Below are 25,989 nucleotides of genomic sequence, written 5' to 3'. Positions count from 1 at the left end.
CGTGTGCGCAGTTCGGAACTGTCCGTCAGAAGGGGTCCCGCTCGCGTGTCAATCCTTACCGGCTCCGACATCCTGGTCACCGGCGGTACCGGGTCGTTCGGCCGGACGTTCGTACGGCATGCACTCGAGCATCTGGATCCGCGGCGGATCATCGTCTTCAGCCGCGACGAGCTGAAGCAGTGGGAGGTCCGGCAGTCGTTCGGCGACGACCCGCGGCTGCGGTTCTTCCTCGGCGACGTCCGCGACCGTTCGCGACTGTTGCGGGCGATGCACCGGGTCGACTACGTCGTTCACGCGGCCGCGCTGAAGCAGGTCGACAGCGGTGAGTACAACCCGTGGGAATTCGTGCAGACCAACGTGATCGGCTCGCAGAACGTCATCGAGGCGGCCATCGACAGCGGCGTGAAGCGGGTCGTGGCGCTGTCCACCGACAAGGCGTCGAGCCCGATCAACCTGTACGGCGCGACCAAGCTGACCGCCGACAAGCTGTTCATCAACGGCAACCACTACGCGGCGGCGTACGACACCCGCTTCAGCGTCGTGCGGTACGGCAACGTGATGGGCAGCCGGGGCTCGATCATCCCGAAGTTCCGCGCGCTGCACGCCGCCGGGCAGTCGCTGCCGATCACCGACCTGCGCTGCACGCGGTTCCTGATCACGCTGCCGCAGGCGGTCGAGTTCGTCGTCGACACGTTCGACCTGATGACCGGCGGCGAGCTGTACGTGCCGCGGATCCCGTCGATGAAGGTCACCGACCTGGCCGCGGCGATCGCGCCCGGCGCGGCGATGCACGACGTCGGCCTGCGGCCCGGCGAGAAGCTGCACGAGGAGATGATCAGCCCCGAGGAAGGCCGCCGCGCGGTGTCCCTCGGCAACCGGTTCGTCCTGCAGCCGGACCTCGCCACCTGGGGTTTCCAGCCGCCGTCCGACGGCAACCCGGTCCCGGACGGCTTCCATTACGCCTCCGACACGAACGACCAGTGGTACTCGATCGAGGAGATCCGCAAGATCCTCGAAAGCGACGGGTGACCGTGCTGCCGTACGGACGCCAGTCGATCTCCGAGGCGGACATCGAGGCGGTCACCGCGGTCCTGCGCGGCGACTGGCTGACCACGGGACCGGCGGTCACGGCCTTCGAGAACGCGATCTCGGAGCTGTCCGGCGGCCACCGAGCCGTCAGCTGTACGTCGGGCACGGCCGCCCTCCACATCGCGTACGCCGCTCTCGGCCTCGGCCCCGGCGACGAGGTCATCACCACCCCCATGACGTTCGTGGCCACCGCCTCCTGCGCCGCCATCCTCGGCGCCCGCATCACCTTCGCCGACATCGACTACGAAACCGGCCTCATCGATCCAGAGGCTGTCTCCGCACTCCTCACCGAACAGTCCAGGGTCATCACCGCGGTCGACTTTGCCGGCCAATCTGCCGACTACCCAGCCCTCCAGTCCCTGGCCGACCGAGTCGGCGCGAAGACCCTCGCGGACGCGGCCCATTCCGTCGGCGGATCGGCGTACGGCCGCCCCATCGGCGACCTCGCCGACCTCACCACCATGTCGTTCTTCCCCACGAAGAACCTCACCACCGGCGAAGGCGGCGCCGTCGTCTGCAAGGACCCCGAGCTCGCCCAGCGGGCCCACGAGTTCCACTTCATCGGGCTCGTCCGCGACCCGTCCCGCTTCGAGCTCACCGACGAGGGTCCGTGGCACCAGGAGGTCCACGAGTACGGCGTGAACTACCGCCTCACCGACCTCGGCGCGGCGCTCGGCCTGTCCCAGCTCCGCCGGCTCGCCGAGTTCAAGCGCCGCCGTGCGGAGATCACCGCACGCTACAACGCGGCCCTCGCCGGGGTGGACGGCGTCCGTACGCCGGTCCAGCGCGCGGACGTCGACCCGATGTGGCACCTGTACCCGCTCCGCGTCCTCGGCGGGCGACGGCGCGAGATCTTCGAACGGATGCGGGCGGCCGGGATCGGCGTACAGGTCAACTACATCCCCGTGTACTGGCATCCGGTGTTCGCGCACCAGGGTTACCAGCGCGGCCTCTGCCCGAACGCCGAACGGTTCTACGCCGAGGAACTGTCCCTCCCCCTCTACCCGGACCTCACCGACGGCGACGCGGACCGGGTGATCGAGACCCTTCTGAACTTGGTTGGATAGCGTGACGAATGTGACCCGATCGAACCTGGTCGGCGGAGAGATGCTCGACTGGTCGGACCTGCACCCGGGCGACGCCCGCCCCGCGGCTGCCGGACCCGCGGCCGAGGCACTCCTGGCCGCCACTCTGACCCTTGACGCCGACGTCCTGCTCGCCGGCCCGCACGCCGCCGAGCTGGTCGAGTTCGTCGCGTCGCGGGTCGCGTCGGTCGACCTGCTGGTCCGCTCGGCCCCCGACGCCGAGGAACTTGCCGAACTCCTCGCCACCACCAAGGGCCAGGTCTTCTGCGGCTCCCTCGACCGTTTCGCGGTGGACGAGAAGGTGGACGCCGGGTACGACGTGGTTGTGGCGTTGGACGGGCTGGAGCGGGTGGTCGGGCCGGATACGGCTGGGTTCAGCTGGGGGGACTGTCTGGCGCGGCTCGGCGGGCTGCTCCGGTCTGAGGGGACCTTGTTGTTGGGGGCGGCCAACGGGTTTGGGTTCGAGCGGTTGGTGCAGCCGGATATTTCGGCGGCGTTGCCGCGGGACGAGGAGTGGGGGCGGGAGGTCGGGGACCGGGCGCCTGGTGGGCTCAAGCGGGTGAGGGCGGCTGTTGCGAGCGCCGGTCTGCGGGCTGAGCAGACGTACGCGGTGTTCCCCTCCTTGGTCCAGGCTGAGGTTGCCTTGACCGAGGTGGACGGGTTGGCGGCGGTGGTCGCGGCGCGGGCTGTTGCTTCGCGCAACGACGGGCCGGTGTTGATGGATCCGTACCGGGTGGTGCTGGATGCGGCTGACGCGGGGGTTGCGTTCGAGTTGGCGCCGGGCTGGTACTTCGTGGTGGGGGCGGAGGTGCCGGCGGTTCTTCCGGCGGGCGTCGTACCTGAGGGCGAAGGTGTTCTGTTGGAAGAGCACCTGCTGATGGCCCTGCGATGTGATGATCAGGCGGAGCTGCGCAGGGTGATCCCCACGTATGTCGCCTGGCTGGCGGGTGGTGGCGCGGGGTCGCCGGATAATGTGATTGTTGACGGGGGCTCCTATCGGTTGTTCGGGGAGCCGCAGGAGTTGGATGTTGTCGAGCACCTGCGGCGGTTTGCCACTCGGGTGCTGGAAGGCGGCGGCCGGGTGCCGTGGCCTGTCGCGGCCGACGCGCACCAGTTGACCGGACGGCTGGCGTCGATGGCCGGCATCACCGTGCCGGAGCCGGAGTTCACCCCGGACGAGGTGATCCGGCCGCGTGGCAGCGCCGAGCAACTGCGGACCGTCGCGCGCCTCGCGGACGAGCTCGCCCACGCGAGCGCCCGCGCCATCCTCTTCGAAGGGACCGTCTCGGGCATCCGCCGTTCCCGCCCGTACCGCGTCGGTCATGCGGTGATGAACCCGGCCCGCGTGATCCGCCGCCGCCTCCAGCGCGTACTCAAGAAGGTACGCCGCTGATGCACCACGCCAACCACTTCTACGGGCACGCCAACATCATGGCGACGTACGCCGGCCTGTCGAAACCGCCGCGCATCTGGGGCTACCTGCAGCACGGCTGGAACATCCTCGACGGGTTCGCGTACGGCACGAACTTCGCGCCCGGCATGCCGAAGTTCGTCTGGTCGGACAGTGTCCGGCGCCGCGGGCACGCGCTCGGCCTGCGCAACTACTCGGTGATCGGCTCCGTCTGGCTGTACCTGCTGAAGACCCACCCGGAGCTCGCCACCCCGGACAAACGGGCCAAAGGCACCATCTTCTACCCGTTCCACGGCTGGGAGGGTCAGCACGTGCTCGGCGACCACGGCCGGATCGTTGCCTCGATCAACGAGCACGAGACCGGCCCGGTGACCGTCTGCCTGTACTGGAACGAGTACGACAAGCCCGCGATCCGCGACGTCTACAAGGACGCCGGATTCCGGGTGATCACGCACGGCTACCGCGGCCTGCACTGGCGGCGGACGAACGCGAAGTTCCTGCTCAACCAGCTCCGCGAACTGCGCAAGCACGAGCGGGTCGCGTCGAACAGGCTCAGCTCGGCGGTTCTGTACGGCGGCTCGCTCGGTCTGCGGGCGGGGGTCTACGGTGATCCCATGGTGCTGGAGAACGAGCACCCGTCGTTCGGCGGTCAGGCGCGGATCAAGCGGCTGTGGCCGGAGATGGACCAGCCGTACGTCCCGGCGCGGGTCGCCCGCGAGTTCACCGACACCGAACTGGGCGTCGACCACGTCGCCGGACCCGCAGAAATCCGGGAGATGTTCCGATGGAACAGCTGAAGATCGGGATCATCACGCAGGTTCGCGTGACGAGTACCCGGCTGCCGGCGAAGGTCCTGCTGACCGTCGCCGGCCGTTCGTACCTCGAACACCACCTCGACCGGCTGAGCCGCACCGGCCTCCCGGTGATCGTCGCGACCACCACGAACTTCAACGACAACCTCGTCGTGCAGCTGTGCAACGAGGACGGGTTCCCGGTGTTCCGCGGCAGCGAGGACGACGTACTGAGCCGGTTCGCGGGTGCGGCCCGCGAGCACGACCTGGACGGGATCGTCCGGGTCACCTCGGACTGCCCGCTGATCGATCCGGAGATCGTTGCCGCGGGCGTCGATCGCTGGCGGGCCGAGAACGACCTGGACCTCTACATCTCGAACTGCCTGGAGCGGACCTACCCGCGCGGCATGGACTTCGAGATCTTCTCCGCGGCTCGGCTGTACGACGCGGAGCGGAACGCCACGCTCAAGGCCGACCGCGAGCACGTGACGTCGTACCTGCACCAGAACCGGTCGGGCGAGATGCGGCTGCTGAACCTCCCGTGGTCCGGCGGTGGGTCGCAGTACCGGCTGACGCTGGACACCGCGGACGACTGGAAGTTGCTCGACGCCCTGATCGAGGACTTCGACGCTTCCCGCCTCGGCTGTGCCGACCTGGTCAGAATCCTGGACGAGCACCCGGAGCTGGCCACGCTGAACGCGCACATCGAACAGAAGAAACTCGGCGAGTAGCAGGTTTCATGCCCTCGGCTACGGCAGAATTGCCGTGATGACCACCAACGATCCGGCCGGGGACGCCGACCACGGCGTGAACGCGGCGCGCGCCAAGTCCTTCGGCGCCGTCGCGGCCGCGTACGACGCGGGCCGGCCGACGTTCCCGTTCGAGGCGCTGACCTGGATCCTCGGCCCGGGCCGCGGGCTGCAGGTGCTCGACCTGGGCGCCGGGACCGGCAAGCTGTCCGCGGTGGCCGCCGCGCTCGGGCACCACGTGATCGCGGTCGACCCGTCGCCGGAGATGCTCGAGGTCTGCCGCCGCCGCCCCGGGGTCGACACGATGGCCGGCGCGGCCGAGTCGATCCCGCTCGCGCAGGCGTCGGTGGACGCGGTCATCGTCGGGCAGGCCTTCCACTGGTTCGACCACGCCCGGGCGCTGCCGGAGATCGCCCGGGTGCTGCGCCCGAACGGCGTACTCGGCCTGCTCTGGAACAACCCGGACACGGTGGTGCCGTGGGTACGCCGGATCTGGCAGGTCATGCAGGGGGACGGATTCGGGGGCAGCGACCGGTTCGAGCCGCTGCCGATCCTGGAGCAGTCGAACCTGTTCACGATGATCGAGCAGGCCCGGTTCCGGCACTGGCACGACCTGGACCGCGGCGGTCTGCGGCAGCTGGCCCAGTCGCACTCGCGGGTCGCCGTACTCAAGGAGTCCCGGCGCGAGCAGGTGCTGGAACAGGTCAACCTGATCTACGACCACACCGCCCGGCCGCCGGAGCCGCTGCGGATGCCGTACCTGACCGACTGCTTCCGGGCGCACCCGAGCGAGTTCGCGAACTACCGCCGTACGATCACCGGTCCCGTGGCGCCGCACCTCTGAAGCCGCTAACGTGCACCTGTTCGGTCCAGTGAAGGGGAACTCATGGACGAAGAGATGGTGCGCGAGCGGGACGCCCGCGCGTACGAAGCGGTCCACGACGCGGCCGACTTCACCGAGCTGAAACGGCGCTACAAGAACTTCGTCGTACCGTGGACGATCGCCTTCATGGCGTGGTACCTCGCGTACGTCGCCTGCAACAACTGGGCCCGTGGCTTCATGAGCCACAAGGTGGTCGGCCATGTGAACGTGGCGCTGATCTTCGGCCTCTTGCAGTTCGTGTCGACGTTCGTGATCGCGGCCCTGTACGGCCGGTTCGCGAACCGGAAGCTCGACCCGTTGGCCCACGGCCTGAACGCCAAGTACAAGAGGGAGCGGCGCCGGTGAACGCACTTCTGGTCCCGCTGGCCACCGAACCTGGCAACCGGGCACTGACCATCTCGCTGTTCACCGCGGTCGTTGCCGTGACGCTGTACATCACCTGGTGGGCGTCCCGGCAGAACAAGACCGCGGCCGACTACTACGCCGGCGGCCGCTCGTTCAGCGGCGCGCAGAACGGCCTCGCGGTCGCGGGCGACTACATGTCCGCGGCGTCGTTCCTCGGCATCTCCGGCCAGATCGCCCTCTACGGGTACGACGGTTTCCTGTACTCGATCGGCTTCCTGGTGGCCTGGCTGGTCGCCCTGCTGCTGGTCGCCGAGCTGCTGCGGAACTCCGGCCGCTTCACGATGGCCGACCAGCTCGCGTTCCGGATGCGGCAGAAGCCGGTCCGGACCGCGGCCGCGACGTCGACGATCGTGGTGTCGATCTTCTACCTGCTCGCCCAGATGGTCGGCGCGGGCTCGCTCGTCGGGCTGCTGCTCGGCGTCAAGAGCGAGGGCGTGAAGGCCGCGGTGATCGTCCTGGTCGGCGCGCTGATGATCATCTACGTGACGATCGGCGGCATGAAGGGCACCACCTGGGTGCAGATCGTGAAGGCCGTACTGCTGATGGCCGGCACCGTCGTGATCACGTTCCTGGTGCTGCTGAAGTTCCACTTCAACATCTCGACGCTGCTCGGCTCGGCGGCGGCCAAGTCCGGCCACGGCGAGTCGTTCCTGCAGCCGGGCCTGCTGTACGGCAAGGACTTCACCGGCCAGATCGACTTCCTGTCCCTCGGCCTCGCGCTCGTCCTCGGTACGGCGGGCCTCCCGCACATCCTGATCCGCTTCTACACGGTGCCGGACTCCCGCTCCGCGCGGCGCTCGGTGCAGTGGGCGATCGGCCTGATCGGCGTGTTCTACCTGATGACGCTGGCGCTCGGGTTCGGTGCCGCGGCGCTGCTGAACACCGGCAAGGGCTCGGCGGTCGCGGAGTCGAAGGGCAACGTGGCGTCGCCGCTGCTGGCCGAGTCGGTCGGCGGTGGCGCCGGGTCGCTCGGCGGGTCGATCCTGCTGGCGCTGATCGCGGCGGTCGCGTTCGCGACGATCCTCGCGGTGGTCGCGGGGCTGACGCTGACGTCGGCGTCGTCGTTCGCGCACGACCTGTACGCGAACGTCATCTCGAAGGAGAAGCCGACCGAGAAGCAGGAACTGCGGGTCGCGCGGTTCGCGGCGATCGGGATCGGCGCGGTGGCGATCGCGCTGGCGATCCCGGCGCAGAAGCTGAACATCGCGTTCCTGGTCGCGCTGGCGTTCGCGGTCGCGGCCTCGGCGAACCTGCCGGCGCTGCTGTTCAACCTGTTCTGGAAGCGGTTCAACACCTCGGGCGCGGTGTGGAGCATCTACGGGGGCCTGATCTCCGCCGTGGTGCTGGTGATCTTCTCGCCGGTGGTGTCCGGCAACGGCGAGAAGTCGATGATCACCGGTACGGACTTCCACTGGTTCCCGCTCTCCAACCCGGGCATCGTGTCGATCCCGCTGGGCTTCCTGTTCGGCGTCGTCGGGACGTACCTCGGCAAGGACAAGTCCAGTGAGCAGCGGTACGCCGAGCTCACCGTCCGCGCCTTCACCGGCGCGGGCGCGGAGGGTGCCACCAAGCACTGACGCAGTACCCCTCAGGGCCGGCTCGCACTGTGCGAGCCGGCCCTTTGTCGTGAGCCGTTGACGCACGTGTAGCCGTGCCGTAACAATGAGCCACACGCCGCGCAAGAAATGAGCAATCTGGCGAAAGTTTTGAACTCTTCTCTGTCCGCCCCATCAGGAGAGGTCTCATGCGCATACCCCGTTGGCGGTTGCTGACCGCCCTGCTGGCCGCGAGTCTCGCGGCCGCACCACTCGTGGCCCCCGCCCAGGCCGCCGAGGCCGCGGGCAATCTCGCAGCCGGCAAGCCCGCCTCGGCCAGCAGCAGTACGCAGAACTACGTCGCGTCGAACGTGACCGACGGCAACCAGAGCAGCTACTGGGAGAGCGCGAACAACGCGTTCCCGCAGTGGGTGCAGGTCGACCTCGGCTCGTCCGTCCCGACCGACCAGGTCGTACTCAAGCTCCCGACCACCGACTGGGGCGCCCGGGACGAGACCCTCGCGATCCAGGGCAGCACCGACGGGCAGAACTTCACCGACCTGTCCGCCTCCGCGGCTCGTACCTTCAGCCCACCGGGCAACACCGTGACGGTCGACTACGGTACGGCGACCACCCGGTACGTCCGGGTCCGGATCACCGCCAACACCGGCTGGCCCGCGGGTCAGCTGTCGGAGCTCGAGGTCTACGGACCGGCGACCGGTGACACCCAGGCTCCCACCGCCCCGGGCAGCCTGGCCTACACCGAACCCGGCGCCGGGCAGATCAAGCTCACCTGGAACGCGTCGACGGACAACGTCGGCGTGACCGGGTACGACGTCTACGCGAACGGGCAGCTGCGCACGAGCGTGACCGGGCTGACCTACACGGATAACCAGCCGGCCAACGTGTCGGTGTCGTACTACGTCCGCGCGAAGGATGCTGCAGGCAACCAATCGTCGAACAGTAACACCGTCACGCGGAACGGCAGCGGCGGGCCGAGCAGCAACCTCGCGCTGCACAAGCCGATCACCGCGTCCGGGTACACGTTCACCTACGTACCGGCGAACGCGAACGACGACGACGTCACGACGTACTGGGAAGGGAATGCCAGCCCGGCCACGTTGACGACGCAGCTCGGTGCGAACGCGGACGTCAGCTCGGTCGTCGTCCGGCTGAACCCCGATCCGGCGTGGGGTGCGCGGACGCAGACCTTCTCGATCCTCGGCCGTGAGCAGAGCGCCTCCGGCTTCACCACGATTGTTGGTTCGGCCAACTACTCGTTCGATCCGGCGAGCGGGAACTCGGTGACGATCCCGGTCAGCGCGCGAGTGGCCGACGTACGGCTGAACTTCACCGGGAACACCGGCGCACCGGCCGGGCAGGTGGCCGAGCTGCAGGTGCTCGGCGTACCGGCGCCGAATCCGGATCTCACGCTCTCCGGCGTTTCCTGGACGCCGACGGCGCCGGTCGAGACCGACATGATCACGGTGCGGGCGACGGTGAACAACGGCGGTACCGCCGGCTCAGGCGCAACCGACGTGAACTTCTACCTCGGCGACACCAAGGTCGGTACGGCGGCCGTCGGCGCGCTGGCCGCCGGCGCTTCGACCACCGTCAGCGCGTCGATCGGGACCCGCGACGCGGGCTCGTACACCTTGAGCGCGAAGGTCGACGAGGCCAACACAGTGATCGAGCAGAACGACGGGAACAACACCGCGAACGCCTCCGGACCGCTAGTAGTGACTCCGGTGGCCAGCTCGGACCTCGTCGCCTCCGCGGTGAGCTGGACGCCGGGCAATCCGTCGGCAGGCAACACCGTTTCCTTCTCGGTGTCCTTGAAGAACCAGGGCAGTGTCGCCTCGGGGTCCGGTGCGCACGGGATCACGCTCACGGTGCTGAACGGGTCGTCCGTGGTGACGACGCTGACCGGTGCGTACAACGGTTCGATCGCGGCCGGTTCGACCACGCCAGCCATTGCCCTGGGCAACTGGACGGCGGCGAACGGGCGCTACACGGTGCGCGTCGTACTGGCGGACGACGCCAACGAGTTGCCGGTGAAGCGGACCAACAACACCAGCGACCGGCCGTTCTTCGTCGGGCGCGGCGCGAACATGCCGTATGACCACCTCGAGGCCGAGGACGCCGCGGTCGGCGGCGGCGCGACCGTGATCGGGCCGAACCGGACGATCGGCGACCTGGCCGGCGAGGCGTCCGGGCGGCGCGCGGTCACGCTGAACAGCAACGGCGCGTACGTCGAGTTCACCACCCGGGCCACGACGAACACGCTGGTCACGCGGTTCTCGATCCCGGATTCCGCGGGCGTCGGCGGGCAGTCGTCGACGCTCAGCGTCTACGTGAACGGGACCTTCGCGAAGACGTTGCCGCTCACCTCGAAGTACGCCTGGCTGTACGGCGCGGAGGCGTCGCCGAACAACTCGCCCGGGTCGGGGCCGGCGCGGCACATCTACGACGAAGCGAACCTGATGCTCGACCAGATGTACCCGGCCGGGACGAAGATCCGGCTGCAGAAGGACCCGGCGAACGGTACGACGTACTCGATCGACTTCGTCGACACCGAGGCTGCTGCGGCCCTGGGGAACCCGGGTGCCGGGTTCGTGACGCCTGCCGGATTCACCCAGCAGGACGTGCAGAACGCGCTCGACCAGGTACGGCAGGACAGCACGCTGCAAGGTGTATACCTGCCGCCGGGCGACTACCAGACGTCGTCGAAGTTCCAGGTGTACGGGAAGGCCGTGAAGGTGATCGGCGCCGGGCCGTGGTTCACCCGGTTCCGCGCGCCGGACACGCAGGACAACACCGACATCGGCTTCCGGTCCGAGGCGTCGGCGAACGGGTCGACGTTCAGCGGGTTCGCGTACTTCGGCAACTACACGTCGCGGATCGACGGGCCGGGGAAGGTGTTCGACTTCTCCGGTACGGCGAACATGACCATCGACAACGTCTGGGTCGAGCACATGGTCTGCCTGTACTGGGGTTCGAACACCGACACGTCGACGATCAAGAACTCCCGGATCCGGGACACGTTCGCCGACGGCATCAACATGACGAACGGGTCGGCCGGGAACACCGTCAGCAACAACGAGGCACGGTCGACCGGTGACGACAGCTTCGCGCTGTTCAACGCCACCGACAACGGCGGCGGCGAGGTGCGGGACAACGTCTTCGAGAACCTGTCCGCGACGCTGACCTGGCGGGCCGCCGGGTTCGCGGTGTACGGCGGGACGAACAACATCTTCCGGAACCTGTACGCGGCGGACATGCTCACGTACCCGGGGATCACGATCAGCTCGCTGGACTTCGGCATCCCGATGAACGGCTTCGGCGCGACGCCGCCGACGCAGTTCCAGAACGTGTCCGTGGTCCGCTCCGGCGGCCACTTCTGGGGCAACCAGGCGTTCGGTGCGGTCTGGGTCTTCTCGGCGTCGAAGATCTTCCAGGGCATCCGGGTGTCCGACCTCGACATCGTCGACCCGACGTACTCCGGAATCATGTTCCAGACCAACTACGTCGGCGGCAGTCCACAGTTCCCGGTCGCCGACACGATCTTCACCAACACGACGATCACCGGCGCCCACAAGTCCGGCGACGCCTTCGACACCAAGTCCGGCTTCGGCATCTGGGCCAACGAACTCCCCGAACCCGGCCAAGGCCCCGCCCGCGGCGAGGTCACCTTCACCAACCTGACCCTCGCCAACAACACCACCGACATCCAGAACACCACCACAACCTTCACCATCCACCGCAACTAGTACCCGCAGCCAACCTGAACTGTGGGAACAGCAACTCGGGGAGTGCGCCCATCCGGCAGATGTGCGCACTTCCCCTCTTGTGCCAGGCAGTCCCTCGCACCGACACGCACACTCCGCCACAGCCGCGCCCCCGGGCAGGCCCCGCCCGCCGAACCAGCAGCCACGCGACACAGCGACCAACGAGCGGGCGGCCGAATGCACTACACAGAACCCGAACGCAAGACGCGGCACGCAGCGCGGGAGCACGGGAGCACGGGAGCACGGGAGCACGGGAGCACGGGAGCACGGGAGCACGGGAGCACGGGAGCGCGGGAGCACGGGAGCACGGGAGCACGGGAGCACGGGAGCACGGGAGCACGGGAGCGCGGGAGCGCGGGAGCGCGGGAGCGCGGGAGCGCGGGAGCGCGGGAGCGCGGGAGCGCGGGAGCGCGGGAGCGCGGGAGGCGAGCACAGCACACAGAACGCAGGACGCCGGCACGGGATGCCGGACGCGCGACGCGGGACGGGTGTGCACGGGCGCAGCGCGGATCCGGCTCTGTTCGTCAGGTTGTCGAGGGTGGCTGCAGCGGGTGCGGGCGAAGTGCAGGATCCTGGCCAGTGGCGCATTCGATCAGGTGGTTCGAGCGCCTGTGCACGGACTCGGCACTCGACAGCCCACCTGCGCCGACTGCCGACCCGCCGCGGCGAACAGCACACCGGAACCGGATCGGTACACCGGACTGGGCAAGCGCGTGGAGTCGCCCCGTCGGGCTCGAACAAGCCCCAGAACGGGCGGATCAGACTGCAGTGGCGGCTTGGTCCCAGGGGTTGGTGGAGGTGAGTTTCAGGTCTTCGGCTGATGGGTTGTCGGGCGGGAGGTGCTCGCCCCAGATCGCGAGGTAGGTGGCGGCGCGCAACGCTTCCTCGTCATGGCCGGCTTTTCGCGGGTTGGTGACCGATCGACGTGCGGCGGCACGGTACCGAGGCGCATCGTCGAAGGGTGCGTCGCCCGTGGGCGATCGGCCGACGTCCGACACCTCGGGTCGTGGCCACGACAGTGGTGATGCGATCTCAGGAAGCAGTCCCGGGCGGGGTGGTGGGTCGGCCCAGATCGGTCGGGTGACGTGCACGACATCGTTGGTGATGGTGATCTGCCAGTGGCCGTTGTGCAGGTCGGTGTGGTCGCTGCGGCACAGGAGAACGAGATTCGAGACGGCCGTGGTTCCGCCGTCCACCCAGTGGATCAGGTGATGGGCCTCGCACATCACCGGCGGGGCTCCGCAGACCACGCAGCCTCTGTCGCGGGTGTTCAGGGCACGGCGGATCGCCTTGGTGACCAGGCGTTCGCAGCGGCCGACGTCCAACGGTTCGGAGTTCGACCCGAGGACGATCGGGATGATGTTCGCGTCACAGGCCAGTCGGCGGACCGCGGCCGCGGACAGGCCGTTGCTGTAGACGGTTTGCCCGACCCCGTCCGCGGTGGCGGCTTTCAGGTCCTCGAAGTCGATGGTGACGGTGATGTTCGCCTTCGCACCGAAACCTGGTACGACGCCGCGGCCGGCCGCGGCGCCCTGCCGGGTGGAACTACTCGTCGCGGTGCCGTCGCGGTCCAGGGGCGCGGAGTCGCCGTCAGGTGCGGGACTGGTTGTCGGCGCCGCACCCGTCGCGTCGGTCGCCGCCGCGCCCGCTCCCGTACCCGACCCCGCCGCGCCCCCACCCGAGCCCGCCGTTCCCGGCGCCGCAGTTTCTGACGCCGCAGTTCCTGACGCGCCTGCTCCTGACGCTGCGGTCGCCGGCATTGCGGTCGCCGGCATTGCGGTTCCTGAGGTTCCGGTTCCTGGCGCTGTGGTGTCCGGTGGTGCGGGTCTGGTTGTTGGGCGGGGGATGGTGGGGGACGGGACACCGGCGTCGAGGGCGGTCGCGGCCAGGGTCAGGGCGGCGGTGAGGGCGTCGGCCTGACGCTTTTCGCGGGGACGCGGGTCGGGGGCGCCGTCGATGGTCTTGTGGGGGCGGGCGCCAGTGGTGATCAGGGTGCGGAGGAGTTCGGCGTTCTCGTTCGCCAGGTAGCCCTTGAACTTCACACCGCGATCGACAGCGGACAAGGTGAGCGACTCACGGGCGGCGGCTTTGTGTTCTTCGGGTTCGAGGCCGTCGGTGTCAAGGATGTCGCGGGCCTGGATCGTGGCCTTGCGCAGATCGGCGGGGGCCAGGTGGCGGGCGAGGCGGACCAGTTCGGCCTCGGCGACGTCGAGGTCTTCGACCGGCACCGTCGAGGGAGCCTTCTCCAGCTCCAGCACGATCGCCTCGGCCTGCGCGGGGCGCAGCACCACCTTCGAGCATTCGTCACCGGCCAGCGCGGCACTCACCGCGGAGTACCTGGGTAAGGCATGGGCGAGTTGGACGTCGCGGCGGGCGCGGTAATGGTCGAGGCGGTAGCGGTACTCGATGTACTGGACCGTGTCACGGGCGCCCACCCGTTCGGCGTACCCGGTCTTGTCCAACGCGGCGATCAGCCGCAGCCGACGGGTCTCGATATGGGCGAGGTCGGCGTCGGCCTGATCGAGCGCACGCACGAGCTCGTCCTCGCTCATCACCTCCGGCGCCTTGTCCATGCCGACGACTCTAGACACACCCTCCGACAGTTTTCAAAGCCAGAACCCCTTGGAAATAAAGAAGTTTGTTGTCCACACCTGTGGATCTTGCCTCAGGCAATCAAACAACACCGCAGGCCGCTTGGTGGTGCCGTTATCCACTGAGCTCATTCCGCGTAGCTCTGGTCAGCAACGGACGCGCGGTGGGGGTCAGGGCGTGGAGGGCGGTGCCTTGGGTTCGGTGGGTGGTGATGAGGCCGGCGGCTCGGAGGATTCGGGTGTGGTCAGAGGTGGAGGCGAGGGAGATGCCCAGGCGGCGGGACAGTTGGGTTGTGGTGGCGGGGTGAGTCAGGGAGCGGAGGACGGCGGCCCTGGTGCGGCCCAGGAGGTCCGCGAGGGCGTCCGTCGTGGTGGGGTCGGCGTCGGGTTCGGCGAGGTCGGCGCAGGGGTAGACGAGCACGGGGCGTCGGTTGGGGGCGTCCAGGGCCAGGCAGCTCGTGACCAGCGGGGACGGGTACAGTTCGAGGCCGCGGCCGTTCAGGTGGATGTCAACGGTCCGGTTCTCAGTGGGGCCGTACGTCGTCAGGACCGGAGTACTCCACTCGATATCTGGATGCAGCGACGACAGGAGTCCGTCGATTCCGCCGTGGAGCAAGGCTTGTGAGCGGATACCCAGGTCGGCCCCGTAGCGCCGCTGGAGTTCGGCCGACGACGGCATCAGCACCTGTTGATGGAAGTCCCGGACCGCGTTCCCGAGAGCGCGACGCGACCCGGCGCCACCTTCCAGCAGACCGCGCATGTAGCGGTCGATCTCCGCGGGCAGCCACGGTTCCAACTCGTCGCGGATGACGGACGACGGCGTCTCCGTCAACGCCTCGACCGCCGGCTCCAGACCGGGCGCACCCACCTCCGGCGTCAGGAAGTCCGGGAACAACCCACCGGGCGAGATCAGCTTGAACAGTGGGCGCATCGACCCCTGTACTCGCGGCGCGGCCGACCGCCGCCAGCGCCGTGCCGTCGGGGTGATCGACCGGTCGCCCAGGGCCCGGGCCGCGAGCGCGGCCTCCCACAGCGGGTGTGGCTCGACCGGGAACGTGATCCGGCCGAGGTCCGCCGCGGTGAAGTGGACCCTGATCATCCCCCGATTGTGAACGCCGCGAGGACCGTGCGACAGACCTCTTCGGTTCAGACCGAATCCGGTCGCGGCGCCGCGTCGTACCCTCGGACGCTGGCCGGATGAAACGTCTGGCGCTCCTCACCGCCCTCCTGCTCCTGACCGCACCGACGGCCGGCGCGACCACGGTCAACCGGCCGACGGAGTACGTCGTGTCCACCACTCCCGGCGACACCCTCGAAGGGATCGCGGTGACACCGGACGGCACGATGTACGTGACCAGCGTCGGCAGCGGCGCCGTGTACCGCGGCAGCACGCGCACGCCGCACCTCACCCGGTTCCTCGCGCCCGGCAGCGACGGCCGTACGTCGGCCACCGGCATCCACGTGGACCGCTGGGGCCGGGTCCTGATCGCCGGCGCGAGCACCTCGAAGCTCTTCCTGTACGACGCCCACGGCCGCCTGCTCGCCGTACGCAGGGCAGCGGACGGCTCGTTCCTGAACGACTTCACGATCGCCGGCGATACCGTGTACGTGACGGATTCCGCACACAACCAGATCTGGCGCGCGCCGCTCACCCGCGCCGGGCTCGGCGAGCTCGAACCGTGGATCACCCGCGACCAGATCCAGCCGACGCCGTACTTCCTGAACGGCATCGTCACCAACGGCAAGGTGCTGCTGATCGGCGAGCAGGGCCAGGACGTCACGTACCGGGTCGACCTGCGGACCAAGCAGGTCCGCGTCGTGAACGTCCCGAACGGCATCCTCTCCGGCGACGGCTACCTGCTCGAAGGACACCGCCTGTACGCCCTCTACAACGCCGGCGGCGGGAAGTACGTGACCAGATTCGCGCTGCTGAACGACGACCTCACGACGGCGACGCTGATCGCCGACTCGGGCCCGGGCGCGGCCGGTGCCACCCCGACGACGATCGCCCGCGACCGCGGCCGGCTGTTGTGGGTGAACAGCCAGCTCGACCTCGCGCCCGGTACGCCGCCGTACACCGTCAGCGTCGTACCGGGGCTTCGTTAGAGGTCGTCGGTCACCCGGGCGAGCACGGCGCCGGCCTGGAGGACGAGCGTGCGGTCGGCTTCGTCTAGGCGGCTGAGGACCTTTGCGAGTTCGTCAGCTGCCTGTTGTCCGGATGCCGCCACGGTCTCGGCGCCCGCGTCGGTGAGCACGACCGCGGTCGCGCGGCCGTCGACCGGGTCCGGTTCGCGCCGGACCAGGCCGGCCTCCTCCAGGCCCGCGACCGTGGTGGTCGCGGTCGGCTGCGAACACGGCACCCGGGCGGCGATCTCGCCGATCCGGATCGGCTGCTCGTCCGCGATCAGCATCAGGGCCAGGAACTGCGTCGGGTGCATCAGGGACGTGGTCCGGCTCCGACGCAGATGCCGGACGATCCGGTGCATGCTGACCAGCAGCTGCAACGCTTCCTGCGCCATCGCGATCACCTCCGTCGGGAAGCGCCATCCTGGCACAGTCATCCAAATTTCTCCTACCGCAGCAACGTGATCTCCGGCCGGTAGAGATCCAGCCAGGTCGCCAGCGACAGCGTCTGTTCCAGCTGCCTACGGGCCGAGCCGTCGGCCGCGGTCGCCAGTTGCTGCACACTCTTCCGGTCCACCAGTTCGAACACCGGATGACGCTCGGCGACGAGTTCGCGGACCTGCCCGGCCAGCGTCGCGACGTACGCCGGGTCCTGTGTCTGTGGGTACGGCGACTTCCGCCGGTCCACCACCGACTGCGGCAACACGTCCTGGGTGGCGGCCCGGAGCAGGCTCTTCTCGTGGCCGTCGAAGGTCTTCAGCGACCACGGAGTGTTGTATACGTATTCAACGAGCCGGTGGTCACAGAACGGGACTCGGACCTCCAGCCCGACGGCCATGCTCATCCGGTCCTTGCGGTCCAGCAGGATCCGCACCATCCGGGTCAGGTGCAGGTAGCAGACCTTGCGCATCGCCCACTCGTCGTCGGACTCGCCGTCCAGCCGTTCGACCTCCCGGACCGCCTCGGCGTACCGGTCGCGCAGATGCCCGCCGAGATCGAGCTGCTTCAGCACGTCCTTCCGCAGTACATGCGGCTGGTTTCCGTGCCGCCGCGATGCCAGGTACGCGATCCACGGGAAGATCGGCTTGTTCCGTACGTCGGGATCGTGGAACCACAGGTACCCGCCGAACACCTCGTCGGCCGACTCGCCCGACAGCGCGACCGTCGACTGCTCGCGGATCGCCGAGAACAGCAGGTACAGCGAGGCGAAGATGTCGCCGCCCAGCGGGGCATCGTTGGCGCGGACAACCTTCCGGCGGATCTCCGGATCCGTCAGCGCGGCGTTGTCCAGCACGATGTCCGAGTGCTGCGAGTGCACCAGGTCCGCGACGTCGTGCACGTACGGCGTGTCCGGCGTACCGCGGAGCTCGTCGGGCTGGAAGTTCTCCTCCTGCCCGACGAAGTCGACCGCGAAGCTGCGGACCTTCCGCCCTTCCTCGGCCAGCTGGCCGGCGGCGAGCGCGGTGATCGCACTGGAGTCGAGACCACCGGACAACAGCACACACTTCGGTACGTCGGCCACGAGCTGCCGGCGGGTGATGTCGTCGAGGAGTTCCCGGATGTGCGCGACCGAGGTGTCCTGGTCATCGACGTGCTGCTTGGTCTCGAGACGCCAGTACACGCTGGTATGAACGCCGTTCCGGTCCACCGTGACGACAGTCCCCGGCTCGACCTCGTGCATCCCGGCCCACAGCGCGGCGCCGGGCGTCTTCGACACCGTGAGCAGCTCGCGCAACCCGTCGGCCTCGACCACGGCCGGTACGGCGGGGTTCGCGAGGATCGCCTTCGGTTCGGAGCCGAACAGCACGCCGTCCGCGGTCGGGTAGTAGAAGAACGGCTTGATGCCCATCCGGTCGCGGACCATCACCAGGGTCTCGGTCCGCGGGTCCCAGATCGCCAGCGCATACATGCCGTTCAGCCGTTCCGCGAACGCGGTGCCCCATTCGGCGTACGCCCGCAGTACCACCTCGGTGTCCGAGTCGGTCGTGAACGGGTGGCCGCGGCGGCGGAGCTCGTCGCGCAGCTCGGTGTAGTTGTAGACCTCACCGCTGTAGACCATCCCGAGCGTGACGTCCCCGGCCTCGGTCGTCATCGGCTGTTCGCCGCCGGGCAGGTCGATGACCGCGAGTCTGCGGTGGCCGAGCGCCACATGTCTGGAGTACCAGGTGCCGCGCGCGTCCGGTCCGCGGCAGCACATCGTCTCGGTCATCGCTTCGACGACCGCCCGCTCCGCCTCGAGGTCCTGCCGGTACGCCACCCATCCGGTGATGCCACACATCCGGTTGCTCCCCTCTGCCAGAGATACATTCCATTCCAATGTATTTCTGGCGGAGAGTGACGACAACGCTCGCTTGAGTGACTAACCTCTCAGAGGTGCGTGGCGACGACCCCGAGCGCGAACGCCAGCCCCGCGAGCCCGAGCATCGCGCCGGCCAGCTTGACCAGCCGGCGCTGCAGAACAGGCAGCTCGGCCGCGGTCGCGAACACCCGCTGCGGCCAGTGCCGCCAAGAGACGTACCAGAAGATCCCGGTGGCGATCAGCAGCAGCAGCCCTTTGATGGCGTGGATCTGCCAGTGGTCGTGGTCGATCAGCAGCATCCCCACCCCGGTCACCGCGATCGCCGCCACCAGCCCGACCACCTTCCACCGGTTGCCCGAGGCAATCACCGCGGTCAGCATCTCCCGCCCCTCACGATCCGCCCCGAAGTACTTCTTCACCTTCGGCTGCACCACGAACAACGAGTAAGCCATCCCACCCACCCAAGCCGCCGCCAACCCCGCATGCACCACCGCCAGGATCGCCATAGTCACCCCCAGAAGGTAGTCCCGCCCCAGTCCACCACCCGGTAGCCTCGCGGCCATGGATCCGTGGCAGACGTTGACCACCGACTACGAGCAACGCCGATCGCGGGAGGACTCGCTCGACCGGCTGATGGAATGGGACGCCCAGCGGTCGATGATCGGCTCCGTCGAGGGCCGGACGATCCTGGACGTCGGCTGCGGCAACGGCCAGAAGGCGATCGAACTCGTCACGCACCACGGCGCCGCGTCGGCCGTCGGGGTGGACATCGGCGCCGAGTTCCTGCCCGGGCCGGCCGAGGTCGCCTTCCACACGGCGGACCTGTCGTCCCTGGACGAACTCGACGTCTTGGAGGGCCGCCGGTTCGACGTGGTCCTGTTCCTCCAGACCCTGGCCTACGCGCGCGACCGCGCCCGGACACTCCGCACGGTGCGCTCGCTGATGACGGAGGACGGCGTACTGGTGGTCTCGATGGCCCATCCGATCCGGTACGCCGTCGAGCGCTCCGAGCGGGACGGGGTCGGGATCGGGGACGCGTACCACGCGGTCGGGCCGTACTCGTACCCGTCGCTGTGGAACCCGGAGATCACTGTCACCCACACCACCGACACGTTCTCGACCATCCACAACGCGCTGACCGGCAACGGCTTCGGCGTCGAGGAGATCCTCGAACCGCAACTATCGGACGAAAAGAAGCAGCGCTACCCGCACAAACAGGCGTGGCTGTCCAAGTACGTCGGCATCATCATCCTCCGGGCACGGCCGGCATGAACGAGGTCCAGGTACTCCATCGCACGGGTCAGTGGTGCCACGGCCGGCGGCTCGGGAATGTCGTGGCGTACGACGTACGGATCCTCCCGCAGTACCAGGTTGCCGGGCGGCCGACGGTGGACCGGAGCTATCTGCTGCTCGGGGAGGGGGTGCAGCTCACCAGGCCGGCCGTCTTCGGGGGGACGATGGAGGGCTGGTGGTACGTCGACCTCGTGGAGATCGAGTACGCCGAACGCGGGCTGGTCGTGCACGACATGTACGTCGATCTGCTGATACCGCCGGCGGCCCAGCGGTACCAGGTCCTGGACCTGGAGGAGCTGGCCGACGCCCTGCGGGAGGGGCAGATCACGCCGGCCCAGTGCGCCGACACCCTCACTGCCACCCAGCAGTTCGTCAACCGCTACCTCCGCGGCCCGGAGGAAGGCCCGATCGGCCCCGCCCACCACTTCCCACCCGAGCCCGTCACCACCCTCGCCCAACTCCCCTCGTTGCTCGACGGCTCCGCCGAGTCGTGAGAATCGGCGACGAAATACCGGGCGATTTCGCCGCCTCGATCCACGACTCGGCGCTGAAGGCGAGAGCCGAACGCCACGACTCGCGGGGGGGTACGCGGGGATGGCGGTCCGCGGGATGTCCGGTGCCCGGGGGTTTCCCGGGCACCGGGGGTGTGCGCGGTGCGGGTCAGTCCTCGTCGGACTTGCCGGAGTCCAGGTTGGTCTTGATCAGGTCCATGACGGTCGAGTCGGCGAGGGTGGTGACGTCGCCGACCTCGCGGTTCTCGGCGACGTCGCGGAGCAGGCGGCGCATGATCTTGCCGGAGCGGGTCTTCGGGAGCTCCGAGACGACCATGATCTGGCGCGGCTTCGCGATCGGCCCGATCTCCTTCGCGACGTGGTTGCGCAGTTCCTGCACCACGTCCGGACCGCCGTCGCCGGCCTCCGAGCGGAGGATCACGAACGCCGCGATCGCCTGACCGGTGGTCGGGTCGGACGCGCCGACGACCGCCGCCTCGGCGACCTTCGGGTGCGAGACCAGCGCGGATTCGATCTCGGTCGTCGAGAGCCGGTGCCCGGACACGTTCATCACGTCGTCGACCCGGCCGAGCAGCCAGAGGTCGCCGTCCTCGTCCTTCTTTGCGCCGTCGCCCGCGAAGTACACGCCCGGCCAGCGCGACCAGTACGTGTCGACGAACCGCTGGTCGTCGCCCCACAGCGTGCGGAGCATCGCCGGCCACGGCTTGGTGATGACGAGGTACCCACCGGACCCGTCCGGCACCGAGTTGCCCGCGTCGTCGACCACGTCGACCGCCACACCCGGGATCGCCTTCATCGCGGCGCCCGGCTTGCCGGCGGTGACGCCCGGCAGCGGCGAGATCATGTGCATCCCGGTCTCGGTCTGCCACCAGGTGTCGACGACCGGCGCCTTGTCCCCGCCGATGTGCTCGCGGTACCAGACGTACGCCTCCGGGTTGATCGGTTCGCCGACCGACCCGATCACCCGCAGCGAGGACAGGTCGAACTTCGCCGGGATGTCGGCGCCCCACTTCATGAAGGTGCGGATCGCCGTCGGAGCGCAGTACAGGATCGACACCTTGTACTTCTGGACGATCTCCCACCAGCGTCCCTGGTGCGGGGTGTCCGGAGTGCCTTCGTACAGCACGGAGGTGGTCGCGTTCGCGAGCGCGCCGTACACGATGTAGCTGTGCCCGGTGACCCAGCCGATGTCGGCGGCGGTCCAGTACACGTCGGTGTCCGGCTTCAGGTCGAACACACCCCACTGCGTGTACGACGTACCGACCAGGTAGCCGCCCGTGGTGTGCAGGATGCCCTTCGGCTTGCCCGTGCTGCCCGACGTGTACATCACGTACAGCGGGTGCTCGGCGTCGAAGGCCTCCGGCGTGTGCTCGGTCGACTGCTTGCCGACGAAGTCGTCCCACCACAGGTCGCGCCCCTCGACCATGGCGGTGTCCTGCCCGGTGCGCTTCACGACCAGCACGTTGCGCACCTTGGGGTAGTCCACCAGCGCGGCGTCCACCGCGGGCTTCAACGCCGCCGGGGCGCCCCGCCGGTACCCGCCGTCCGAGGTGATCACCACGCGCGCGTCGCAGTCCTCGATCCGGCCCTTCAACGCGTCGGACGAGAAGCCGCCGAAGACCACCGTGTGCGGGGCGCCGATCCGGGCGCAGGCGAGCATCGCCACGACCGTCTCGGGAATCATCGGCATGTAGATCGCGACGATCTCGCCGGCCTTCACGCCCAGCTCGAGCAGCGCGTTGGCCGCCTTGCTGACCTCGTCCTTGAGCTGCGCATAGGTGATCTCGCGGGTGTCACCGGGCTCACCCTCGAAGTAGTACGCGACCTTGTCGCCGAGACCGTTCTCGACGTGCCGGTCGACACAGTTGTACGCCGCGTTGAGCTTGCCGTCGGCGTACCACTTGGCGAACGGCGGCTTGCTCCAGTCCAGCACCTCGGTCGGCTCGGTGGCCCAGGTCAACCGCTTGGCCTGCTCCGCCCAGAACCCCTCGAAGTCCGCCGCCGCCTTCTCGTAGGCGTCCGCTTTCAGGTTCGCGTTGGCGGCGAGCTCGGCCGGCGGCTCGAACCGACGCTCCTCGTGCATCAGGTTCGACAGTGCCTCGGACTGCGGTGGTTCTTGATCCGTCACGTCGACGACTCCTCCTCGCTGGCTTCGGCGCGGCCGCGCGCCCGGCTACCTTTCTACCAATGCAACCCCTTGCAAGGAACCGGGGTATCGCCCAGCCGCTCCGAATCTGCGCCGAACAGGACCGTTCCCGGGCTCAGCGGCCCGGCAAATTCCGGTCGGCGGCGGTCGCGGCCGCGAGCAACAGTCGCCGCCGGTTCGCGGCCTGCATCTGGGTTTGCTGGGTCTTGCTCGCGCAGCAGTCGGTGCCCCACAGCTCCACCTCCACGACCGCGTTCGACCGCCGGAACCAGACCCGCGACGTCACCAGCCCCTGGAAGTCGTCGGTCGCGAGGAACGCCTGCTCACCGATCCCCGGCACGTCGCCCACCGTTGCGTGGTTTGCAACCATGCTGCTCCGCTGGCCGTCGTACTCCGCGATCGCGCCCTTCGCGCCGTGCTGCTTCGCTGTGTGCACGCTGACGTAGATCTTGAGCTGCCGCTCGATCGGGCCCTGCGCGTACGCCGAGTACCAGTGCGCGCGGGGCTGCTTGTAGGACCAGAGGCAGTACTTGTACGGCACCAGTACGTGCGACTCCTTCGCCTGCGCCGTACTCAGCTTCGCGCCGACATCCGTCACCTGGATCGCCTGGTCCCGCGGCAGCAGGTCGCAGGCGGTCAGGGTTCCCGGGTACTTCGCGTCCACCGTCGCCTGGCAGCCCGCCAGGACGGCCAGGACCAGCACGATCGCGACCATCCTCGGCGTCGGCATGCGCGCAGGGTAGGGCGGCGATCGGGTCAATTCGGCGTACGGCGGAACCAAACGGACGAATCCTGCATCGGAGTTGATGTGAACCCGACACAGCCGACCACGCCGACGCCCGCCGTCACCGAGGAACCGCGGAAGATCTCCCGCGCCGCCCGGCGCCGGGTGCACGCTCGTGAGCTGCGGGTCCGCCGGACCCAGGCCGCGCTGCGGGCCCAGCTGCCGGCGGCCTGAGCGCTACTCCTGGTGGTACGTGAGGAGCTTGCCGAGGATCGTGCTCAGCTTGTTCCGGTCGGTGGCCGAGAGCGGGGCGAAGATCTCCTCCTGCGCCTTGCCGACCAGGTTGGTCAGCCGCCGCTGGTGCCGCTTGCCGGCCGTGGTGATCGTGATGATGTTCCGGCGGCCGTCGGCCGGGTCCGGGCTGCGCTCGACGTACCCCTCCGCCTCCAGCTCGTTGAGCGCGGCAACCACATCGCTCCGGTCGATCGAACTGCGTCGCCCGAGCTCCGCCTGACTGGCGGGACCGAACTCCACCAGCGTCGCGAGCAGGCGGAAGTGGTACGCCCGCGCACCCCCGGCGGCGAACGACTCGGTGACGATCCGCTGTGCCTGGGCCGCACTCTGCGTCAGCAACCAGCTCGGCAATTGGGTCAGGGCGCTCGGCGTCTGCTCATCCACCCGCGCAGTCTAGGTCGTCAACGGTTCGCGATCGGCGATCTATTGGCCGGACCTACGATTCGCGCGCGTCCAGGAGCTCGTCGAAGTGCTCCGCGGCCCACTCGCACAGCGCCCGGACCGGCTCCAGCAGGCTGCGGCCGAGCGCGGTCAGCTCGTAGCTGACGGCACGTTCGTACGCCGTCCGCGTGACGAAACCGTCCCGCTCGAGCGCGCGCAGGGACTGGGTCAGCATCTTCGGGCTGATCCGGGCGAGCGGGACCCGGAGCTCGGAGTACCGCCGGGGGCCGTTCTCCAGGCAGCGCAGGATCATGCCCGCCCACTTGTCGGTGCCGATCCGGAACGGCAGCACGGTCGACGGGCAGATCTCCTCGAACATGTCCGCTCGCAGCGCCTCCATGCCCTCCAAGGTATCCAATCGGTAACCGCCCCTCCTTCTACGGTCGCCGTACCCATTCCTTGAGGAGGTTGCGGTGAGCAAGATTCTGGTCATAGGCGCCCACGGCCGAGCCGGCGCGGCGGCCGTTGCGGAGGCGCGAGGTCGCGGGCACGACGTACTCGGTGTCACCCGCGGGCGACCCGGTTCGGAGGAGCGTGGGGCTGACCGCTCGACCGGTCAGCCGGCGCGTGGCGCGGCGGACGGCGGCGCTGCGGGTGGTGGGGCGGTGGTGGTTGGGGATGTGTTGGATGTGGAGCGGATTGCGGAGTTGGCCAGTGGGCGGGATGTGGTGGTTGCGGGGGTGTACGACCCCGCTCCGGACTTCTTTCCACGGGCGGCGCGGGCGTTGGTGGAAGGGTTGGGGGCGGCGGGCGTACGGCGGTTGGTGTGGGTCGGTTTGGCGTCGATCCTGCCGACCGCGGACGGGACCTTGCTGATGGACACCGACGGGTACCCGCGGGAGTACCGGTCGTTCTTTCTCGCGCACCAGGCGGCGCTGGACGTGTTCGCGGCGTCCGGCCTCGACTGGGTCTCGCTCGCCCCGGCCGGTGACTTCTCGGACCTCTCCCCGCAGGGCAGCTACCGGGCCGGCCCGGCGGACGCCGGCGCACGGATCTCGTACGCCGACTTCGCGGTCGCGCTCGTGGACGAGGCAGACCACCCGACGCGGCACCGGGCGGCGTACGGCGTACTGGTCTAGACGGGGGTCTCGCGGGGTCCGGCGTACGGACGATAGGTTCGGGGCATGGCTGGGGCCGAGGAGTACTTGGACAAGGCGTTGGCGATCGCGCACCGCGCGGCCGAGACGCAACTGGGGGCGATCCGGCTGGCGGCGGAGCTGGTCGCCGACGCGCTCGCGGACGGCCGGACGTTCTGGGTGTTCGGCACCGGGCACAGCCATACGCTGGCCGAGGAACTGTACGGTCGCGCCGGCGGCCTCGCCGACGTCCGCGCCATCCTCGAACCCGGCCTGATGCTCCACGAGGGCCTGCAGAAAAGCTCCCTCCTGGAACGCCTCCCCGGCCTGGCCGACGTACTCCTAGAGATCAACCCGCTCGAACCGGGCGACGTCCTGCTGATCGCCTCGAACTCCGGCCGCAACGCCGTACCGGTCGAATTCGCCCTCGGCGCCCGCGCCCGCGGCGTCAAGGTGATCGCCCTGACCTCCCTGGCGCACTCGAACGCCACCACCTCGCGAGCCCCCAACGGCCAACGTCTCTTCGAAACCGCCGACGCCGTCATCGACAACTGCGGCATCCCCGGCGACGCCCTCATCACCGTCCCCGGCACCCCAGAACCCACCGGCGCCACCTCAACCGTCGTAGGAGCCCTCCTCCTCCAGGCCCTAACGGTCGAGGTAGTAACCCGCCTCACCAACCGAGGCCAACCCCCGAAGATCCTCCGCAGCCTGAACGTGTAGCCCGCCCGGGGTGGGAACCCGCGGGGGCTG

At 68.9% G+C, this 25,989-nt stretch carries 24 protein-coding genes; 15 read left to right on the top strand and 9 right to left on the bottom strand.

Annotation, left to right across the window (positions count from 1 at the left end):
• The first annotated feature begins 45 nt into the window (after positions 1 to 45).
• The 9 genes from pseB to ACFV9C_RS04440 all read left to right on the top strand — a co-directional run bounded on the left by pseB (position 46) and on the right by ACFV9C_RS04440 (position 11,718).
• Entirely contained in the window at positions 46 to 1,029 is a 984-nt protein-coding gene (gene pseB, locus ACFV9C_RS04480) for a UDP-N-acetylglucosamine 4,6-dehydratase (inverting) (RefSeq protein ID WP_380190652.1), read from the top strand.
• Positions 1,026 to 2,156 carry a DegT/DnrJ/EryC1/StrS family aminotransferase gene (locus tag ACFV9C_RS04475; protein WP_380190651.1) on the top strand — a complete coding sequence of 377 codons (1,131 nt, stop codon included), beginning with the start codon at positions 1,026 to 1,028 and terminating at the stop codon, positions 2,154 to 2,156. Before pseB ends, ACFV9C_RS04475 begins: the two co-directional genes overlap by 4 nt.
• Positions 2,157 to 2,166: 10 nt before the next feature.
• The gene (locus ACFV9C_RS04470) at positions 2,167 to 3,567 is read left to right on the top strand and encodes a hypothetical protein (protein WP_380190650.1); all 1,401 of its coding nucleotides are present in this window, start codon (positions 2,167 to 2,169) and stop codon (positions 3,565 to 3,567) included.
• Positions 3,567 to 4,382, top strand: coding sequence for a hypothetical protein (locus ACFV9C_RS04465; protein WP_380190649.1), 816 nt, complete (start codon positions 3,567 to 3,569; stop codon positions 4,380 to 4,382). The genes ACFV9C_RS04470 and ACFV9C_RS04465 overlap by 1 nt, the downstream gene beginning before the upstream one ends.
• Positions 4,370 to 5,107, top strand: a complete 738-nt coding sequence (locus tag ACFV9C_RS04460) for a cytidylyltransferase domain-containing protein (RefSeq protein WP_380190648.1) — start codon at positions 4,370 to 4,372, stop codon at positions 5,105 to 5,107. Before ACFV9C_RS04465 ends, ACFV9C_RS04460 begins: the two co-directional genes overlap by 13 nt.
• 37 nt (positions 5,108 to 5,144) lie before the next feature.
• Positions 5,145 to 5,969 carry a class I SAM-dependent methyltransferase gene (locus ACFV9C_RS04455; RefSeq protein WP_380190647.1) on the top strand — a complete coding sequence of 275 codons (825 nt, stop codon included), beginning with the start codon at positions 5,145 to 5,147 and terminating at the stop codon, positions 5,967 to 5,969.
• A 42-nt stretch (positions 5,970 to 6,011) separates the two neighbouring features.
• Positions 6,012 to 6,353, top strand: coding sequence for a DUF485 domain-containing protein (locus ACFV9C_RS04450; RefSeq protein ID WP_307863702.1), 342 nt, complete (start codon positions 6,012 to 6,014; stop codon positions 6,351 to 6,353).
• Positions 6,350 to 7,990, top strand: coding sequence for a cation acetate symporter (locus ACFV9C_RS04445; RefSeq protein ID WP_380190646.1), 1,641 nt, complete (start codon positions 6,350 to 6,352; stop codon positions 7,988 to 7,990). The genes ACFV9C_RS04450 and ACFV9C_RS04445 overlap by 4 nt, the downstream gene beginning before the upstream one ends.
• Before the next feature lie 167 nt (positions 7,991 to 8,157).
• Positions 8,158 to 11,718, top strand: coding sequence for a discoidin domain-containing protein (locus ACFV9C_RS04440; protein ID WP_380190645.1), 3,561 nt, complete (start codon positions 8,158 to 8,160; stop codon positions 11,716 to 11,718).
• 776 nt (positions 11,719 to 12,494) lie between these two features.
• Here the strand turns inward: ACFV9C_RS04440 and ACFV9C_RS04435 are convergent.
• Both ACFV9C_RS04435 and ACFV9C_RS04430 read right to left on the bottom strand, forming a co-directional pair.
• Positions 12,495 to 14,309, bottom strand: coding sequence for a DUF222 domain-containing protein (locus tag ACFV9C_RS04435; protein ID WP_380190644.1), 1,815 nt, complete (start codon positions 14,307 to 14,309; stop codon positions 12,495 to 12,497).
• A gap of 133 nt (positions 14,310 to 14,442) precedes the next feature.
• Positions 14,443 to 15,426, bottom strand: coding sequence for an ArsR/SmtB family transcription factor (locus ACFV9C_RS04430; protein WP_380190643.1), 984 nt, complete (start codon positions 15,424 to 15,426; stop codon positions 14,443 to 14,445).
• Positions 15,427 to 15,524: 98 nt separating this feature from the next.
• On the opposite strand from ACFV9C_RS04430, the gene ACFV9C_RS04425 reads away from it, so the two are divergent.
• A complete protein-coding gene (locus tag ACFV9C_RS04425) occupies positions 15,525 to 16,433 on the top strand; it encodes a superoxide dismutase (protein ID WP_380190642.1) in 909 nt (302 codons plus the stop codon).
• Here the strand turns inward: ACFV9C_RS04425 and ACFV9C_RS04420 are convergent.
• The 3 genes from ACFV9C_RS04420 to ACFV9C_RS04410 all read right to left on the bottom strand — a co-directional run bounded on the left by ACFV9C_RS04420 (position 16,430) and on the right by ACFV9C_RS04410 (position 19,256).
• Positions 16,430 to 16,888, bottom strand: coding sequence for a MarR family winged helix-turn-helix transcriptional regulator (locus ACFV9C_RS04420; protein ID WP_380190641.1), 459 nt, complete (start codon positions 16,886 to 16,888; stop codon positions 16,430 to 16,432). The genes ACFV9C_RS04425 and ACFV9C_RS04420 overlap by 4 nt on opposite strands.
• 11 nt (positions 16,889 to 16,899) lie before the next feature.
• A complete protein-coding gene (gene asnB, locus ACFV9C_RS04415; RefSeq protein ID WP_380190640.1) occupies positions 16,900 to 18,729 on the bottom strand; it encodes an asparagine synthase (glutamine-hydrolyzing) in 1,830 nt (609 codons plus the stop codon).
• Between the two features lie 89 nt (positions 18,730 to 18,818).
• On the bottom strand, positions 18,819 to 19,256 hold the full coding sequence (locus tag ACFV9C_RS04410) for a hypothetical protein (protein ID WP_380190884.1): 438 nt from the start codon (positions 19,254 to 19,256) through the stop codon (positions 18,819 to 18,821).
• A 55-nt stretch (positions 19,257 to 19,311) separates the two neighbouring features.
• On the opposite strand from ACFV9C_RS04410, the gene ACFV9C_RS04405 reads away from it, so the two are divergent.
• Together ACFV9C_RS04405 and ACFV9C_RS04400 are read left to right on the top strand one after the other, a co-directional pair.
• Entirely contained in the window at positions 19,312 to 20,022 is a 711-nt protein-coding gene (locus ACFV9C_RS04405) for a class I SAM-dependent methyltransferase (protein WP_380190639.1), read from the top strand.
• The gene (locus ACFV9C_RS04400) at positions 20,019 to 20,537 is read left to right on the top strand and encodes a DUF402 domain-containing protein (protein WP_380190638.1); all 519 of its coding nucleotides are present in this window, start codon (positions 20,019 to 20,021) and stop codon (positions 20,535 to 20,537) included. The genes ACFV9C_RS04405 and ACFV9C_RS04400 overlap by 4 nt, the downstream gene beginning before the upstream one ends.
• A 166-nt stretch (positions 20,538 to 20,703) precedes the next feature.
• On the opposite strand, the gene acs is transcribed toward ACFV9C_RS04400, so the two are convergent.
• Both acs and ACFV9C_RS04390 read right to left on the bottom strand, forming a co-directional pair.
• A complete protein-coding gene (gene acs / locus ACFV9C_RS04395; protein WP_380190883.1) occupies positions 20,704 to 22,638 on the bottom strand; it encodes an acetate--CoA ligase in 1,935 nt (644 codons plus the stop codon).
• Positions 22,639 to 22,816: 178 nt separating this feature from the next.
• Positions 22,817 to 23,431, bottom strand: coding sequence for a hypothetical protein (locus ACFV9C_RS04390; protein WP_380190637.1), 615 nt, complete (start codon positions 23,429 to 23,431; stop codon positions 22,817 to 22,819).
• Between the two features lie 78 nt (positions 23,432 to 23,509).
• On the opposite strand from ACFV9C_RS04390, the gene ACFV9C_RS04385 reads away from it, so the two are divergent.
• Positions 23,510 to 23,659, top strand: a complete 150-nt coding sequence (locus tag ACFV9C_RS04385; RefSeq protein ID WP_380190636.1) for a hypothetical protein — start codon at positions 23,510 to 23,512, stop codon at positions 23,657 to 23,659.
• Positions 23,660 to 23,662: 3 nt separating this feature from the next.
• Here ACFV9C_RS04385 and ACFV9C_RS04380 read toward each other — a convergent pair whose 3' ends face one another.
• Together ACFV9C_RS04380 and ACFV9C_RS04375 are read right to left on the bottom strand one after the other, a co-directional pair.
• Positions 23,663 to 24,103, bottom strand: a complete 441-nt coding sequence (locus tag ACFV9C_RS04380) for a MarR family winged helix-turn-helix transcriptional regulator (protein WP_380190635.1) — start codon at positions 24,101 to 24,103, stop codon at positions 23,663 to 23,665.
• Positions 24,104 to 24,155: 52 nt separating this feature from the next.
• Positions 24,156 to 24,500, bottom strand: a complete 345-nt coding sequence (locus ACFV9C_RS04375) for a winged helix-turn-helix transcriptional regulator (protein WP_380190634.1) — start codon at positions 24,498 to 24,500, stop codon at positions 24,156 to 24,158.
• A 73-nt stretch (positions 24,501 to 24,573) separates the two neighbouring features.
• Here ACFV9C_RS04375 and ACFV9C_RS04370 point away from each other — a divergent pair, with 73 nt between their 5' ends.
• Both ACFV9C_RS04370 and ACFV9C_RS04365 read left to right on the top strand, forming a co-directional pair.
• Entirely contained in the window at positions 24,574 to 25,239 is a 666-nt protein-coding gene (locus tag ACFV9C_RS04370) for an NAD(P)-dependent oxidoreductase (RefSeq protein WP_380190633.1), read from the top strand.
• Positions 25,240 to 25,284: 45 nt separating this feature from the next.
• Positions 25,285 to 25,959 (top strand): sugar isomerase domain-containing protein, encoded by a 675-nt coding sequence (locus ACFV9C_RS04365; protein ID WP_380190632.1) that lies wholly within the window; start codon positions 25,285 to 25,287, stop codon positions 25,957 to 25,959.
• Positions 25,960 to 25,989 lie beyond the last annotated feature (30 nt).

Source organism: Kribbella sp. NPDC059898 (genome assembly GCF_042730855.1).
Taxonomy (GTDB): Bacteria; Actinomycetota; Actinomycetes; order Propionibacteriales; family Kribbellaceae; genus Kribbella.
Note: the sequence above shows the minus strand (reverse complement) of the source record. Positions and strands in the feature narration are given on the sequence as shown.